The sequence below is a fragment of the Methanococcoides mangrovi genome (assembly GCF_052057775.1).
GTDB lineage: Archaea > Halobacteriota > Methanosarcinia > Methanosarcinales > Methanosarcinaceae > Methanococcoides.
Window position 1 is genome coordinate 2,178,900 of sequence record NZ_CP195121.1, and the last position, 15,903, is coordinate 2,194,802.

Genomic DNA, 15,903 nt, shown 5'->3' on the forward strand with positions numbered 1-15,903 from the left:
TAAGGTGATCTTTTTTGACCGGCAAGATAACTTATGATGCTGCAGTTGAAGCCACTTTCAACATAATAAAGGAAGCCGAGACAATCCTTCCGGAAGATGTGGTAAAGGCTCTTGAAACAGCAAAAGAGAACGAATCGAGCGACGTTGCGATATCGCAGATCGAAGCGATCCTCAAGAACATCGAGATCGCAGGAAAAAACAGTGTTCCACTTTGTCAGGATACAGGTATCCTCATATTCTACGTTGAGATAGGAAGGGAGCTGAACTTTGACTTTGACCTTAAGGGAGCTATACTCGAAGCTACCAGACAGGCAACCATTCAGGTACCTTTAAGGCCAAATGCCGTCGACCCGCTTACCCGAAGCAACAGCAGTGACAACACAGGCGAAGGACTACCGGACATCAAATACGATTTCGTTGATGGAAAACAACTGAAGATAACAGTGGCTCCTAAAGGTGCCGGCTCAGAGAACATGAGTGCACTGAGGATGATGAACCCCACTGAGCTTGAAAGCATCAATGACTTTATCGTTGAAACTGTCCTCAATGCAGGAGGCAGACCCTGTCCGCCAATTATAGTAGGTGTGGGGATAGGAGGTTCTTTCGACAAAGCTGCAAGGCTTGCAAAATCCTCCCTTTTGCGAAATGTGGATGATATGGACGATGAAGAGAAGGAAATCCTTGCCAGGATCAATTCACTTGGTATTGGACCAATGGGACTTGGTGGAGACACCACCGCACTTGCAGTCCACATTGGAAGGTCCTACTGCCACACAGCATCCCTGCCTGTGGCCATCAATATCCAGTGCTGGGCAAACCGGCATGCTTCGGTGACCCTCGGAGGTGAGGAATAAATGGAATACCACCTCAAAACACCTCTTAAGGAAGAAGAGATCAGGCAGCTCAATGCCGGAGATATTGTCTACATCACTGGTACCGTCCTGACAGCACGTGATGAAGCACATGCACGAATACTCGAGATGCATGAGGAAGGAAAGGAACTGCCATTCGACCTTGAAGGAGCTGCCATCTACCACTGCGGACCCCTGATGCGGCGGATCGAAAAAGAAAAAGATGCACAGGAAGCAGCAGGTGAAGAAGAATGGACCGTCGTCGCAGCCGGACCTACTACAAGTGACAGGATGTCAAAGATGACACCCGAGCTTCTTGAGCATTATAATGTCCGTGCCCTCATTGGAAAAGGTGGAATGAACAATGTGGCTGAAAGCCTGAGGGGGAAATGTGTCTACCTTGCATACACGGGAGGATGTGCAGCACTGGCAGCAGGCTCCATAAAGAAGGTTCCGGGAGTTCACTGGCCTGACCTTGGTATGCCGGAAGCCGTATGGGAACTTGAGGTCGTTGAGTTCGGTCCGCTTATCGTTGGCATCGATACTAAAGAGAACGATCTGTTCACATCTATAAAAGAAAAAGCAAGAGAGTCCTTCTTAAAGAAGTGAGCTCTCAATATCCTATTTTTTTGTTCGATCTTTTCGACATCATACATTATTGACCGCTCAGCCAGAAGTACCCTCCGATCATAGGATGAGGAAGCATACCCAGGCGATGAATGTCAGTATGAACGAGTGTTTCAGACCTGCAGATATCCTGTTCTCTCCCAGTTGTCCTGCAACAAGGCCACTCATGAAACCTTGTATTATTGATGCATGGAAAAGGACACGAATGAAGTTGTCAGGATCGAAAGATCCTATGAAACTGCCGCCTGCGGAAGATCCTGCCACAGCCTGACTTGCCTCGAACATCACAGGTACAAAGCGTGTGGAAAGCATCAATATGACAAAGATGAACACAAAGAAGGCTATGTAGCTAATGACAACATAAACCGCCATATTACCACGGCGTTCCCTCTCAAGCACCTTCAGTTCACTTGCATCTCTTGCAGCAGCTTCAAGTACAAAGGACACACGACCCCCTGCACGGCTTGCCTGTGTAATAAGAGCGACTGAACGAGATATGAGAGGAGTGTTCATCCTCTTTGCGAAGTTCTCTATGGTCTCCTCAAAGGAAATACCCCAGGAAACTGAAGCATCCATCTTCTTGATCTCAGGAGTCATTTCGCCATACTCACCTTTTGCAACAGTTCCCAGTGCTGCCGGGAGAGTAAGACCTGCCCTGCTCATTTCTGCAATATCACGAAGGAAGTTTGGCATGAACTCTTCAACCTTGTTGATGAACTTATGCTTCCGATGATAGGTTATTGCTGGTGGTATTATAAAAAGCCATACAGAAAATATGATCACATGATCTATAGCAGGTGTTCCCCATGTCATCGACAGTCCAATTGCCATGAACAATAATGAAATCGGTCCGCTGAAGAACATAGCATAATATGGATATTTATAAAGTTCTGCTTTAGGATCGCTCAGGAAGGCCTTGATACGAACATTCTTCCTGGATTCACCAAGCTTTATGTTAATGACATACTGCTCGATCTTCTTAAGTTCCTCCTCACTCATGTGAGGGATCTCAACTTCATTAATAACAGTAGGTTCACCATTAGCATCAAGTGCAATGGTCTCAGCTATCTGGCCGGATTCAGCAAAATTGCCTGACTCCGTAACATCAATAGTCCCAGTAGGCTCAGTGGAATCATCCGAAATGGCAAGATCCAGAGATTCATCGATACCATCGGGACCTACCGCGTAAGAAGATTCAATAATGTCACCGGAATCAGCAACGTCAATGGAATCGGTAAGATCATTTAATTCTTCGATCTCACTGCCCTTTTTTTCATCGAACTCATCAGATCCAATATTCTCTCTATCCCTCATTTCTCACTCCTCCGGCGTTATTGAACTGATAAGAACCAGGAACATAGCAGTTCCGATCGGGATCATACCATAGACCATCATATACAGGAACATCATATCTGCCCCGCCCATAAGTGCTACGATAGATATAACGACGATCAGGAAAAGTGGTCCCGCAACAAAAGCGGTAACATATGTCTCCCCCATCAGACCAAGTGTTTCAAGGAACTCCTTTTGTTTTTGCCTGTTGTCGACAAGATACTGATCGGCCTTGACCTTGAAATAAGGTTCCAGGTCACCACCTGATGTTACAACAGTGATGGCACCCTGCAGGAACTCCTGCATCATTGGAGAAGGTGTAGTAGATGCAAGGTTCTTCATTGCGGTCACAAGGTTATAACCCAACACTTCGAGGTCACGTACCAGATATCTTGCTTCCACAGAGACCTCACCATAGATCTCATTGGATGCAAGGGAACGGAACAGATCGACCGGAAGAACTCCTGCCCCTGAAAGAGCTGACATGTAATTGATACCATAAGGGAGTATCTGCTCGATCTTACGTTTCCTGTCACCTGCTACTATATTTGGGTAGAACATTCCAAAATAATAGATACTGCTGAAGCAGAGAACTGCAAAGCCAATACCTCCGAAAACGCGAATTGCAAGAACCTTATATGCAGCGTATTTTGCTGTCCATACAGGGAAACCAAGTGCAATTCCGGAAATATCAGGGATCGGAATAATGGCAAGAAGGACATTGAAAAGGATAGACATGAGCACAGTGCTCAGGATGGCCATTAGAAGGACACCTGAAAGATATCTGTCATACCCTATATTGATCCTGGCTTTCATCAGGTTCTGCCTGAGGGAAAAGTACTTTGTTTTTTTGTTTACAAAGTGCTTGCCAAAAATGGCAAATGCGATGCTAAAGTATGAATTATCCATTCAGATCCTGCCTTATAACTTTCAGTAATGTTTCCGGTTCACGTTTGTACGCAACCACGATCTTAGAGAAGTCCTTGAAGTTTGTGATGTTCTTTGAGCGTGCCCATTCGATAACATCCTGACGCTGTTGCAACTCCTCCCTTACCCTGGCCTCGCTCCATCCTCTTGCCTCCATAACGCTTTCAATGACATAAGAGCGACCAGAATACTGGAACAGGTCCTTTGAAGCATTCCATGAGAATACCTCATTGGTAAGCAGCTCACCGGTTCTCGGGTCAACCCCTACGATCTCTGTAAGCGACTTACAACGCCTGACCCTCTCCTCACCGATCTTTACCTGTGTCTGCAGTGAAACAATATCCAGAGCCTGTATCATGATCCTTGGTATATTGATAGGAGGGTTCTCAAGCCTGTGCACCATAGACTGGACTGAATCGGCATGCAATGTGGAGAACGTGGTGTGTCCGGTCGACATTGCCTGGAAAAGGACATAGGCCTCAGCACCTCTTACTTCACCCACGATGATGTATTCAGGACGCTGCCTTAGTGAAGCCCTCAAAAGTTCATACATCTCAATGGAACCCTTGGATTCCCCGGAGAAAGACTCACGGGTAACACCCGGGATCCAGTTGGGGTGATCAAGGTTCAGTTCCCTTGTATCTTCAATGGAAACGATCTTCATTTCCGGCTGGATGAATATTGAAATTGCATTCATTGCAGATGTCTTTCCTGAAGCAGTACCTCCGGAGAAGATGACGCTCTTGCTTGAATCAACAGCAAGCCACATGTATGCCAGCATTGCTGTAGAGAATGTATGATAGTTAATGAGATCAGTAGGTGTGATCGGATCAACATTGAACCTTCGTATGGTGAAAGTACTACCCCTTGTGGTGATCTCCCTGCCAAGCGTCAGCTGGATACGTGAACCATCCGGCAAAGTCGCATCAAGCAATGGATTCGCTATGGATATATGTTTGCCGCATATCTGTGCAAGCCTGATGGAAAGAGGATCCAGATCATCATCCGTAGGGAAAATTACATTCGAAGGAATGGATTCGAATTTCTTGTGGTATATGTAGACCGGAGTATCAGGACCATCACATGAGATATCCTCGATAAAGGGATCACGCATCATGGCATCGATCTCACCATATCCTAGGTAATCACGGATGATGTAGTACATGATCTTCTCACGAGTAAAGGTCGTAAGACGGATCCGGTAATCGACAAGGAACTTGTTGACATTGCTGCGAAGGTATTCTTCTGCCACATCCCTGGTCATACTTTTCAGATGCGCATGAAGAACTTCGGCTATTCGTTCCTTGATCATCCTGAAAAGTTTAAGTTCTTCTTCTTCGAACTCAGGTTCAAGTACCTGATATTGATACTCATGAAGATCAGGATTGTAGGAGACCCTTACATAGGAATAAGGCGGATTTATCTCAAAGAACTCTACCTCATTATATCCGGATTCCTCATCAAGCCCGGTATCTACAAGAGGACCATGAATAGATACATCGTATTCTTCGACCTCATAATCCTTTGTCTTAAAAGCATTGATGACCCTCTTGTGGAAAGGTTCTTTCTTGAAAATGAACATCGGAGTCTCTTCGTACTCATCAGAATCCGCTCCCTCTTCAAGTACCTCCTCTTTAGAGATCTCTTTTAATGTCTTTTCCCACAAGGATTCAATTTCCTCCGGCAATTTGCCTTGCCCATTATATTCATCATCTTCATAAGTAGAAGTGACCATCAATTCTTCTATCTGACCATCACTTTCATCTTCTTCATCGGAGGAAGTAACCACAATTTCTTCGATCAGCTCATCAAGTTCATCTGAAAGAAGTTCTTCCGAAAGAGGATCGTCTTCAACTATATCTATATCAATTATGCCTTCTTCCAGAGACTCAAGTTCGCCTTCTTTACCGGCACTTTGAGGATTCAAATTTTCAACCATTATACCACGCCTTTGGTAATGCCATTCCTTGCTGATTACAACAAAAAGAAACCTGAAGGCCCCCATGCCTGTCCTTAATTGTTGCTAAAATAAGTATGCTCGTACGGCTTATATAATTACCGCAGAATTTCCCCCATACCCATATTATAATTATTATAATATTATTTATAAAAGCATATTGGTTATACAATTAAAAAAAACGTCAGGATTACCAATGTAAATCTATTTATCCACAAAAACAAAACTACAACAGAGTTAAAGGTGACAGCAATGCAACTAAAAGTACAACCTATTGATATTAAAGTCGGTAAATACAAAGTAATCCTGAATACCATTGATGCAAAGGAGCTCGGTGTCAATGAAGGCGACCGTGTACGAATAAAGGATCACGAAACGCTGACAGCTATTGTTGATTTTACCGAAGATATGATATCACCGGGAATGATCGGCCTTTATCATGAAGTAAAAGAAGCGATCCAGAAGGAGTGGACCGAATCCATAGAGGTCTTCCCTGCAGAACGGCCAAGGTCGACCTACATTATCAAAAAGGTCATGGACGGAAAAAAGCTAACTCAGGAAGAAATAGGAATACTCGTCAAAGATATTGTAGAGGAAAACCTCAGTGAAATAGAGATCGCAGCCTTCCTTACCTCAACATACATCAATGATATGACCGATGATGAGACGGAATGGCTAACAAGAGCCATGATCGACACAGGAGATAAACTGGAGTTCGACACAAATCAGATCATGGACAAGCATTCAATAGGAGGAGTTCCTGGAAACAAGATCTCACTTCTGATCGTACCTATAGTTGCCGCTAACGGTCTTATCATACCAAAAACAAGTTCAAGAGCAATAACAGGAGCAGGAGGCACTGCCGATCTCATGGAAGTGCTTGCTCCTGTGGAGTTCAACGCAGAAGATATCAAAAGGATGACCGAACAGGTCGGAGGTGTCCTTGTATGGGGAGGTGCCACGAACATCGCTCCTGCCGATGACAAGCTCATAAAAGTAGAATACCCGCTTTCAATTGACCCTCACTGCCAGATGCTGGCTTCCATTATGGCCAAGAAAGGTGCCATTGGTGCGAATCACGTAGTAATGGATATCCCAACCGGACCCGGTACAAAGATACCAAATGTCCAGGAAGGAAGAAAGCTCGCAAGGGATCTCATAAACCTTGGAGACAGGCTTGGCATGGATGTCGACTGTGCCCTGACATACGGAGCATCACCGGTCGGACACACAATTGGCCCTGCCCTTGAGGTCATTGAAGCATTAAAGGTCCTTGAAACCTTTGAAGGACCGAACAGCCTGATAGAAAAGAGTGCATCCCTTGCCGGAATGCTTCTCGAGATGGGAGGAGTGGCAGCCAAGGACCAGGGTTATGATCTTGCAATCGATACCCTGAAGAACGGAAAGGCACTTGAGAAGTTCAAGCAAATAATCGAGATACAGGGTGGAAACCCGAATGTCACCCACAAGGACATTCAGGTAGGCACATTTACTGCAGACCTTGTTGCTCCAACCAATGGATACATCCTTGAACTTGACAACAAAAGGCTCGTCCAGATCGCAAGATTAGCAGGTGCTCCAAATGACAAAGGAGCAGGACTGGTAATACACAAGAAGCAGGGACATCCTATCAGAGAAGGAGATAAGGTCCTTACGATCTATGCTGAAAAGGAAGCAAAACTGAACACGGCTTTCCAGAATGCTAAGGAAAAACTGCCATTTATTGCAGAAGGAATGCTTCTGGAGCGTATCCAGAGCTTCAAGGAGATCTGAGATAGATGCAAAGAATAGTAATACTGCGACTGGGCCACCGTCCTGAAAGGGACAAGAGGATCACGACCCACGTCGGATTGACCGCCCGGGCTCTCGGTGCAGAAGGAATGCTTCTGGCATCCAATGACAAAGGCATCAAGAACGCTATAGAAGATGTCGCAGAGCGCTGGGGAGGCAGTTTTTACGTCGAGAATGATGTCAACTGGAAGAGCGAGATCAGAAAATGGAAAGAACAGGGAGGAAAGGTCTGCCACCTTTCCATGTATGGTATTAACCTTCCTGATGCGGCCGAAGAGATCAAAACTTGCAACGAACTTATGATAGTAGTGGGTGCCGAGAAGGTCCCTCCCGAGATCTACGACCTTGCCGACTGGAATGTTGCAGTCGGCAACCAGCCACACTCAGAAGTAGCTGCAGTTGCCCTTACAATGGACAGGATCGCACAGGAAGAGCCTCTTAAAAGGGAGTTCAGTAATGCAGAACTGACCATCGTACCGATGGAATGCGGGAAAAGGGTCATTGATAACAAGAAAAAAGAATAATTCCAGAGAAAACGGGATATGAAAGAGGAGTTCTGATCTTTATTCTGGATTTGTCCTCTTTATTCCGTTTCGTAAAACTTACTTTTGCTTTTCTTTTTCATCTTTTTCTTTACCGGAATGGGAACTTACTGCAACTCCACGGTTAACTGCAGGCTTATCGAACTTCCCATAACCCCTGTGTTTTTTGCAACCCGGGGCCTTTGACTGCTGCAACATCAGCTCATCCAGCTCATCATCGGTCATTTCTTCTGCTTCGGTCTCGTCAATATCTTCTTTTGGACTCATTCAGATCACTCCGATAAATGGGTCGTTGTCAATGAATTCCACATCAATTTTGAGCATGTTCTTGAGACGAGTGCATAGCTCTTCCATTGCAGGGTTTTCCGTGGCATAATGGGTTGCATCCACAAGCAGCATGTCGTCGTAGTTGCGCAGAACATCATGCTTGAGCTCAGCAGAAACATAGGCATCGACATCTTTCTCCCTTGCGATGTCAAGGAAATCATCCTTGAACCCACTGCCTCCAAAGACCATAACCTTCTTTATGAGATCATTACCACCCACATATTGAAGATGAGTGTTGAGGCATTTTGAAACATGGTTCAGGAAGACATCAGCAGAACATTCATCAATACTGCCTATCCGGCCCATTCCGACGTTTTCCACATCAACAAGACCAAGGCGCTGTGCCAGCACATCATTGACACCATTCTCGGCCCGGTCATAGTTCGTGTGCATGGAATAGAGGGAAATACCATTGTCAAGGGCGATCTTCAAAAGACCTGCGAGCTCTTTTGAGATAAGGTTCACAGAATGGAATATCAGAGTGTGATGAGTGATAAGCAAATCTGCACCTATCTGGGCTGCACGTTCCAATACATATTTCGTAGGATCAAGGGCAACTGCTATCCTTTTGACATCATTATCCAGGTCAAGGATCAGGCCGATCCTTCCAATATCGAAGTCTTCTGCCAGCTCAGGAGGAGCGATCTCTTCGAGTATACCTATAATTTCTGATAGTTCCATGCTATAGCAATATTTTTTTGGAAATATCAATTTGTCGGAAAAGGGGAATAAATTCAATCGATAGACTTATAATCGATATGTTCATTCATACATATCGAAGACATAACGCTTCGACAGGGATATGATCAAAATGGAATAATGATCAGGAAATCCTACCTACGTTAAGATGATAAGACCGGCATCTACTGAATCCATCAAATGCTACCCGGCTGCACATGTTCATCATCTACTCCGGCATTCGGGAAGCTATTTATCAACAGGTTGATAGATCCGGTACTAAAAACGACTTCAGTTATGGAGACAATACCGGGATTAAGGCGTGCTTGCTGCCAGATAGCCCCGGTATCTTCATACCTGCAATCTTTTACAGATCCCAGAATCCTCTTTTTGATGAAACAATATTCTTACTATAGGGCGTAGTACAGTTTTTAGTGACAGCATTTAGAAAATAATTATGTAACGCCGTTAATTTCAGAAGAAGTTAATAACATATTTATAGACCCTGCAGATATTGCCAAATATACAGCATATACAGCAGGATCAAATAAAATACGCTGCTGGCTGTATGGATATAACAAAAGGGTTGACTGGATGATAGAAGCATTCGAACAATATTTACTGGAAGATTGCCCCTATGGGGATGAGACCACTGAACTCCTGAAGATCGAGGGAGAAGGAACTCTTAAAATAATGTCAAGGGATGCAGGCATTGCATCCTGTGCAGACGAACTTGCGGAGTTCTACAGGAAAAAAGGACTTAAAGTGACCTCATATCTGAAAGATGGTGATAGATTTGAGGAAAATTCCATACTCTTTGAGGCAGAAGGCGATCTAAGGACTATCTTTAAACTATGGAGAATATCACAGACATTCCTTTCCATGACATGCGCCATCGCTACTAAAACAAAGATGATCTCAGATGCTGCAAAAGCAGTGAACCCCGATGTGATCATCGCCACCAGCAGGAAGACCCACCCGGGTTTTCGCAAGTACGAACTTAAGGCAGTCAGAGCCGGAGGCGGGGACCATCACCGCAATTCACTTAGCGATTCGGTCCTCATAACACAGAACCACTTCAATGTGGTCGGATCATTCGGAAAGCTCAATTCCATGAGAAAGATAGAGATCGAACCAAAGACAAAGGAAGAGGTCTTCGAATATGCACCAATTGCAGACATACTGCTTCTTGATCACTACACCCCCGAAGAATTAAAGGAAATTGCACCTGAGCTTCGCAGGATCAACCCGAAACTTGAGATAGCTGTCGGAGGTATTGAGTTCAAGGACATACCAAAATATGCAGAAGCTGTTGACATCGTTGTGACCACTGCCCCGTATTATGCTAAACCTTTTGACCTCACGACAATGATAGACAGGATCTGATCTCAAACTCCCGGGAGAACTGAAATGGAAAACAAACCTATAATGTCACTGCTGCTTGAGCAGATTAAACAGGAACTCGGCACAACATTTGATGACATCTATGTAGAAGATGTAAGGGTTGGTGTCGTCTACAGTGGTGTAAAGATCACAGGTGGCTACGGAGGAATTGCAGCCACACAGCCCCAATCACCACGATCGAATTCAGCTCACTGTTCAACACTGCCAAAAGCCGGAGATATGACCGGAATGCCTGCATCAGAAGTAATGGAAATGGCACTTTCTGATAACACGCTCAAGGCTGTTGTGGGAGTGGCAACAGTAAATGCACTGGCTACCATGATATGTGAACGGAATCCCGAGAAGTACAAGTTCTCTGATACCGATGTTCTTGACCTGATAAAGCCAGGAGACAATGTTGGAATGGTAGGTCATTTCAGCCCCATGATCCCGAGAATACTTAAGATCACAGAACAGCTCACAGTGATCGAAAAGAAGGACATCTTTGATGAACGCATAAATGTTGTTCAGGAGCACGAAGCTGCCGAAGTGATCTCCGGATCGGATGTTGTTATAATAACTGCCAGCACTCTTGTGAACGGTACAACGGATGAACTGATAACTATGAAAGGGAAGGCTCGCGAGACCATCCTTCTAGGTCCTTCCGCAGTGATGCTGCCGCAGCCTTTCTATGATAAGGGATTCACTGCGGTGATGGGAACACGGATAAACGATACTGACACTATGTTAAAGGTCGTCAGTGAAGCAGGCGGCACTAAACATTTACTCAAAAAATGCGGTGAGAAGTTCTCATTCGTTAAATGATACAATATGAGAGACGGTCCCGCTGGAAAAAGGAATTACAAAATGGACACTTTCAGGTTCTACACAAGGGAAGACACCCCCGTGGATACGATCAGGCAGATCGTCAACTCACTGGAGAATATCAGGGACAGCCACCAATGCAACTTTGAGGTGCTGGCCATAGAGGATCTCGGCGATGATGAAAGAGAGGAACTCATCGAGTCGATCCGTGTGATAAGCAGGAAAAATGCCATAGGGGTCGTCAGCAAAGGGAGAGGATCACTCCCAATATCACGCAAGAAGAACCTGAGCAATGTAGGCATTCTAATCCATTCCCGCGATGGAAAGGATATTTCCGTACACCCAAATGTGAAGAACAATAAGTTGACCACTGCTTCCCAGTACCTTAACCTGATCCTCACTTCCTCCAGTCTGGAAGAAGCACTGGACTCGAACCATATATCCGAAGATGACATCTCAAGGATGATCACCAGCCTGCCGGAGTTGATAGAAACCGGCCTGACCTTCAAAGAGATCGAAGTTGAGGTTGATGGCGGCAGGATAGACGCTGTCTTTATCGATGAGCAGGGAAAGCACTTTTTGATAGAGATCGAGATCAACGCAAGGGACAATGCCATCGGCCAGGTGCAGAGGTTCAAGCTGCCTTATTCTGAAAAATACGGTGTAGATCCAGAGGATATTCGTCTGGGTATCGTCTGTGCGAGTATTGACAACAGCAGGATGACGGCATGTCGTGGTGCGGGGATAGAAGTGTATTGTCTTTGTTTGAAGAACATGAAATGATAGATAACTGCACATCTTCTTAGAGATTTGATAAAATGCTCATTTGATTATACAACATCCATCCCGAATTCAAGTTCATCTACAAGCCCTGCATCAAGTCCAATGTTTTCGAACATGGCTTTAAGGACAACTTTCCCATCTTCAAATGAGAAACTATCATGCCCAGGGTCAATTTTCACATTCGATCTGCCAATGTCATCGATCATGATCACATATTCAGTATTCCCTTCATTGTAAGTTATTTTTACGTATCCTGTATGAACAGAGAGACTTCCCGCTGCTTTCGATCTATAAGGCAGAGATGAATTATAAAAATCGACTACATAATACCCACTTCCAAGAGGTTCGGAATTTAGATCGCCGCTTTCGTTCAGATGACCAACAATCGCTCTAATATCAGGTTGATATGGGATGAACATTGGTTCATATGCTATTATATCATCGCCCAAACCGGCATTTCTGTTATTGGTATCCATGACCTTTTCACCGAACTTTTCGGCATATTTACCAGCCTCCTCATCCGATATGTTGAACGACATTTTTATCGTGTCAGCAACATAATCCTGCGGATAAGTACTGTTACTTCGGGGAATTGAATACCAGCCCATGTTCGTATATTCTTGATTAACAAAGAGTACAAAAAACTCAGGATTCTCATCATCGGTCATTTTTTTATCAGCCGGGACCAGTACTTTTATGCTGTTAATAACATAGTTCGTTTTGAACTGCGAGTTCAACAACTCAACATCTGTGGAAGTCACACCCCCTATCGGAAAAACCTCCTCAACAGAATAGTATTGAGAAGCCTGTGTTTTCACATCTGTAAGAGTCAGGTTATTTGCTTCGAAGTTGACATCAATAACTGATGAATCATAACTTACTACTCCTGTATCAAAACATCCGGCAGTAAGTATGGTGCTAACTATAATAACTCCGGTAACGAAATTTAGACGATTCATCATAGTTGTCCCTTAGAGTAACATCATATAATTTTACCTAACAATTTGTCTAAAGTTTATTGTTTCATTATGTCCATCAACTTTGCCGTAATCAAGCAGTCGCAAAACTAATCCCATAATATGCATCCTCCACCTTAATCACATACGACCCTTTTTCTTCAAGGAACTCAATTGTCCGCCTCCATTCACCAGGACTTGCTTTCACATAGCTCTGAGTCTCGATGGCTTCCTTCAGGGCAGGGTAATCGTTCAACTCCTCTTCCGTTACAACGACAAACTCCTCAGGAGTATAGTCTAACAGATCAGCATCTATCGATTTAGAATACATATGGCTGTATGCACTCCATGCAAAGAAACCGGCAGAGATCAGAAGTAAAGCCACAAACGATATCACGAATGCATTTACGACAAAAACACGGGATCTTTCCCTGCTGACCAATATACCGGTTCCAAATAGTATCCAGTAGATAAGAAACATCATATAGATGTTCTGGGGTGGATGGAAGCCTCTAAGAACATAGCCGCCCAGGAAGAACGTGAAAATTCCAATGCAGAAGAAAATTATGTATTTCTTTTGTATAGTGGTTAAATTGTGTATATCCATCACAGTACACCCACTATAAAATAGGAAACATGACTATATAAAATTAATTAAATTATCAATAAAAATTATTGATTCGGGTTCAATGTAGAATATAAAAATAAAGAGAATTTAAGAGAAATAATTTGAATGGTAAGCAAAAAGAATAGTTAAATCCCTTTCAGATAATCCTCTCGATGCCATTATAGACATACATGTTCGGAGGACGGACAAACCCCACCAGAGTCAGGCCTGTTGCCCTTGCAAGATCGATCCCTTCATTTATCGGACCCGCCTTGCTGGCAAGTACGGAAACTCCTGCATTGATGGCCTTGGAGACCATTGTAACTGACAACCTTCCAGTAGCGACAAGTGCACAGTTTGACATTTCAACACCTGCAAGAGCTGCTTTGCCAACTGCTTTATCAACTGCTGAGGCCCTGCTAACGTCTTCACAGAATGCAAGGATCTCGCCCTGGCTGTCACAGACAATCACCGAGTGTGTGCCTCCGGTACGTCTCCATGTCTTTGCATCCTTTTTGAGGTGTTCCACTGCCTTGAAGAAGATCTTCCTGTCAAATTTGAGGTCCGTTTCGCCCCCCATCCTTTTCCCGCATGGCCTGGAACCGATGGCACAGCTGCAGAAGTCGAACCTTGCATCCGGATCTATGTCCCGTCTGGTCTTTTTGATGCGGTCCGGGCAGATATCCGCATGACAGATCAGTTTGTCATCTTCGACCTCAACTGAGATGAGATCAATAGCGTGATCAATAAAACCTTCACATAATAAGAATCCCGTAGCGAGTTCCCTGAACTCCCGGGGAGTAGCAAAAAAAGAAGCAATAGGGACATCATTGAGGGAAAGATGGAATTCTTTCTCGACGATGACGTCCACATCTATTTCGTTACTGCCATCTTCCGTAAGTTCGACACACCTATAAGGAAGATAAGGAGCGGATACATCCCTCTCCTCATCCCGCCAGAAGTTGTTCTGGACAGTTTTCCTCTCGACGTGCCAATCCAACGGCATGATTATGCAATTTCCTTGATCTTTGCAAAGAGCTGCTTGAGTGTATCTTCGTTGCTCTGGGTGAACTCGAATGGAGAGGTTGTGAATGGCTTGAAGTACATTGGCACGTTGTCGAGCCTGTAGAATGTACCATCATTCTCCATTGCGTCAATGACACCAGGAAGAACAACATCTGAAGCAGTGACTGTTGGACATGGTGCAATATCCAGGCAGGTCATTGGGATCTCTGCCAGGTATGATGCAGCGTCTGCAGGGATGTGGTTGACAAGGTCAGCGCACATTACGAATGCAGCGTCTACGTCCTTCTCCCTCAGAACATCCACTGTTGTTGTCTCTCCAGGGTTGTACCTTGGATAGCCTCTTGAGAAGTCGATACCGAATGGGTATCCATAGAGGTATGATGCGATCTGGTTGAAACCTGCTACGTTACAGTGACCTCTCAGTGCACCGAGTACGAACTTTGTTCCGTGGTTGTTGTTGAGCTCCTTGACAAGGTTAAGTCCAAGTTCAACGTTCCTGTGCTTACCGATAGATGAACCAAGACCAAGACCGACTGAAATGCTACCGAAGTTTGCATTGATCATTGTCTCGACCATCTCGTCCATCACAGAGATTGGCACACCTGTGATCTGCTCTACAGATGGGTGTGGCCTCTTACCGTTAATGATGGTCAGCAGTGCGCTGAAAAGTTCATAATCGGTGTTAGGGTTGAGCTGGACGTGAAGGTCTGATGCTACAGCGGTGTCGGTTCTCCTTGGATCGACAGTGATGACCTTACGGTCGAATCTTCCTCTCTTGGACCAGTATCCTCTTGGGAAGACAGCATACTTTGACATGTGTCTTGGCATGGATGCCAGAGGGTTACTTCCCCAGTAGATGTTGACGTCAGCCCTGTTCTTGGTCTGACCAGCTGTTGCTGCAGGACATCCGCTTTCCTGGATACCCATTACAGTAGGACCGTGGCAGATGGTAGCATTGGAATCTGCTACACCACCGAGGTACTCTGCAATGTGAAGACCTACTTCCTGTGCTTCACAGGAAGTCTCACTTCCGAGGAAGAAGAGAGGTCTCTCAGCATTTACGAGCATCTCTGCTGCCTTTGTAAGTGCCTCATCCCATGCAGCTTTCTGAAGCTTACCGTCCTTTCTGACCTGTGGGTCTTTGATACGGTGTGTGCTTACGATCTCCTGGAACTTACCGTTACCCATCTTACATGCGTTCTTGACAGTGATCTCGCCGTCCCCGAGCTCTACCTGAATATCATCACATGATGCACCGCAGACCGGGCACATAATGTTCTTAAAAACCATA

16 protein-coding genes are annotated in these 15,903 nt (G+C 44.8%); 7 read left to right on the forward strand and 9 right to left on the reverse strand.

The annotated features are described in order from the left end of the window. Positions 1-14 precede the first annotated feature (14 nt). Complete coding sequence (locus ACR3I3_RS10805; protein WP_440952263.1) at positions 15-854, forward strand: fumarate hydratase; 840 nt, start codon at positions 15-17, stop codon at positions 852-854. Next, on the forward strand, positions 855-1,460 hold the full coding sequence (locus tag ACR3I3_RS10810; RefSeq protein WP_440952264.1) for a FumA C-terminus/TtdB family hydratase beta subunit: 606 nt from the start codon (positions 855-857) through the stop codon (positions 1,458-1,460). A 78-nt stretch (positions 1,461-1,538) separates the two neighbouring features. Here the strand turns inward: ACR3I3_RS10810 and ACR3I3_RS10815 are convergent, their stop codons facing one another. From ACR3I3_RS10815 to ACR3I3_RS10825, 3 genes are read right to left on the reverse strand one after another with little or no spacing between them, the layout of a single operon-like run. Beyond that, positions 1,539-2,792: a type II secretion system F family protein gene (locus ACR3I3_RS10815; protein WP_440952265.1), complete on the reverse strand. Its 1,254-nt coding sequence runs from the start codon at positions 2,790-2,792 to the stop codon at positions 1,539-1,541. A gap of 3 nt (positions 2,793-2,795) precedes the next feature. Beyond that, a complete protein-coding gene (locus tag ACR3I3_RS10820) occupies positions 2,796-3,719 on the reverse strand; it encodes a type II secretion system F family protein (protein ID WP_440952266.1) in 924 nt (307 codons plus the stop codon). Next, positions 3,712-5,676, reverse strand: a complete 1,965-nt coding sequence (locus tag ACR3I3_RS10825; RefSeq protein ID WP_440952267.1) for a type II/IV secretion system ATPase subunit — start codon at positions 5,674-5,676, stop codon at positions 3,712-3,714. Before ACR3I3_RS10825 ends, ACR3I3_RS10820 begins: the two co-directional genes overlap by 8 nt. A gap of 270 nt (positions 5,677-5,946) precedes the next feature. Between ACR3I3_RS10825 and ACR3I3_RS10830 the strand changes: the two genes are divergently transcribed. Both ACR3I3_RS10830 and ACR3I3_RS10835 read left to right on the forward strand, forming a co-directional pair. Further along, positions 5,947-7,467: an AMP phosphorylase gene (locus ACR3I3_RS10830; RefSeq protein WP_440952268.1), complete on the forward strand. Its 1,521-nt coding sequence runs from the start codon at positions 5,947-5,949 to the stop codon at positions 7,465-7,467. A 5-nt stretch (positions 7,468-7,472) separates the two neighbouring features. Then, positions 7,473-8,009 carry a tRNA (cytidine(56)-2'-O)-methyltransferase gene (locus tag ACR3I3_RS10835; RefSeq protein ID WP_440952269.1) on the forward strand — a complete coding sequence of 179 codons (537 nt, stop codon included), beginning with the start codon at positions 7,473-7,475 and terminating at the stop codon, positions 8,007-8,009. Between the two features lie 78 nt (positions 8,010-8,087). Here ACR3I3_RS10835 and ACR3I3_RS10840 read toward each other — a convergent pair whose 3' ends face one another. Both ACR3I3_RS10840 and ACR3I3_RS10845 read right to left on the reverse strand, forming a co-directional pair. Continuing rightward, a complete protein-coding gene (locus ACR3I3_RS10840; protein WP_440952270.1) occupies positions 8,088-8,294 on the reverse strand; it encodes a hypothetical protein in 207 nt (68 codons plus the stop codon). After that, positions 8,295-9,035: a Nif3-like dinuclear metal center hexameric protein gene (locus ACR3I3_RS10845; protein ID WP_440952271.1), complete on the reverse strand. Its 741-nt coding sequence runs from the start codon at positions 9,033-9,035 to the stop codon at positions 8,295-8,297. 591 nt (positions 9,036-9,626) lie between these two features. Between ACR3I3_RS10845 and ACR3I3_RS10850 the strand changes: the two genes are divergently transcribed. From ACR3I3_RS10850 to ACR3I3_RS10860, 3 genes are read left to right on the forward strand one after another with little or no spacing between them, the layout of a single operon-like run. Beyond that, positions 9,627-10,418 (forward strand): nicotinate-nucleotide pyrophosphorylase, encoded by a 792-nt coding sequence (locus ACR3I3_RS10850; protein WP_440952272.1) that lies wholly within the window; start codon positions 9,627-9,629, stop codon positions 10,416-10,418. A 24-nt stretch (positions 10,419-10,442) separates the two neighbouring features. Further along, a complete protein-coding gene (locus ACR3I3_RS10855; RefSeq protein WP_440952273.1) occupies positions 10,443-11,240 on the forward strand; it encodes a Rossmann-like domain-containing protein in 798 nt (265 codons plus the stop codon). A gap of 42 nt (positions 11,241-11,282) precedes the next feature. Next, on the forward strand, positions 11,283-12,023 hold the full coding sequence (locus ACR3I3_RS10860; RefSeq protein ID WP_440952274.1) for an endonuclease NucS domain-containing protein: 741 nt from the start codon (positions 11,283-11,285) through the stop codon (positions 12,021-12,023). A gap of 47 nt (positions 12,024-12,070) precedes the next feature. On the opposite strand, the gene ACR3I3_RS10865 is transcribed toward ACR3I3_RS10860, so the two are convergent. From ACR3I3_RS10865 to ACR3I3_RS10880, 4 genes are all read right to left on the reverse strand, one after another. Further along, positions 12,071-12,985, reverse strand: a complete 915-nt coding sequence (locus ACR3I3_RS10865; protein WP_440952275.1) for a hypothetical protein — start codon at positions 12,983-12,985, stop codon at positions 12,071-12,073. Positions 12,986-13,073: 88 nt separating this feature from the next. Beyond that, the gene (locus ACR3I3_RS10870; protein WP_440952276.1) at positions 13,074-13,586 is read right to left on the reverse strand and encodes a hypothetical protein; all 513 of its coding nucleotides are present in this window, start codon (positions 13,584-13,586) and stop codon (positions 13,074-13,076) included. Between the two features lie 157 nt (positions 13,587-13,743). Then, positions 13,744-14,592: a formate dehydrogenase accessory sulfurtransferase FdhD gene (gene fdhD, locus ACR3I3_RS10875; protein WP_440952277.1), complete on the reverse strand. Its 849-nt coding sequence runs from the start codon at positions 14,590-14,592 to the stop codon at positions 13,744-13,746. Positions 14,593-14,594: 2 nt separating this feature from the next. Further along, on the reverse strand, positions 14,595-15,902 hold the full coding sequence (locus tag ACR3I3_RS10880) for a formylmethanofuran dehydrogenase subunit B (protein ID WP_440952278.1): 1,308 nt from the start codon (positions 15,900-15,902) through the stop codon (positions 14,595-14,597). Position 15,903 lies beyond the last annotated feature (1 nt).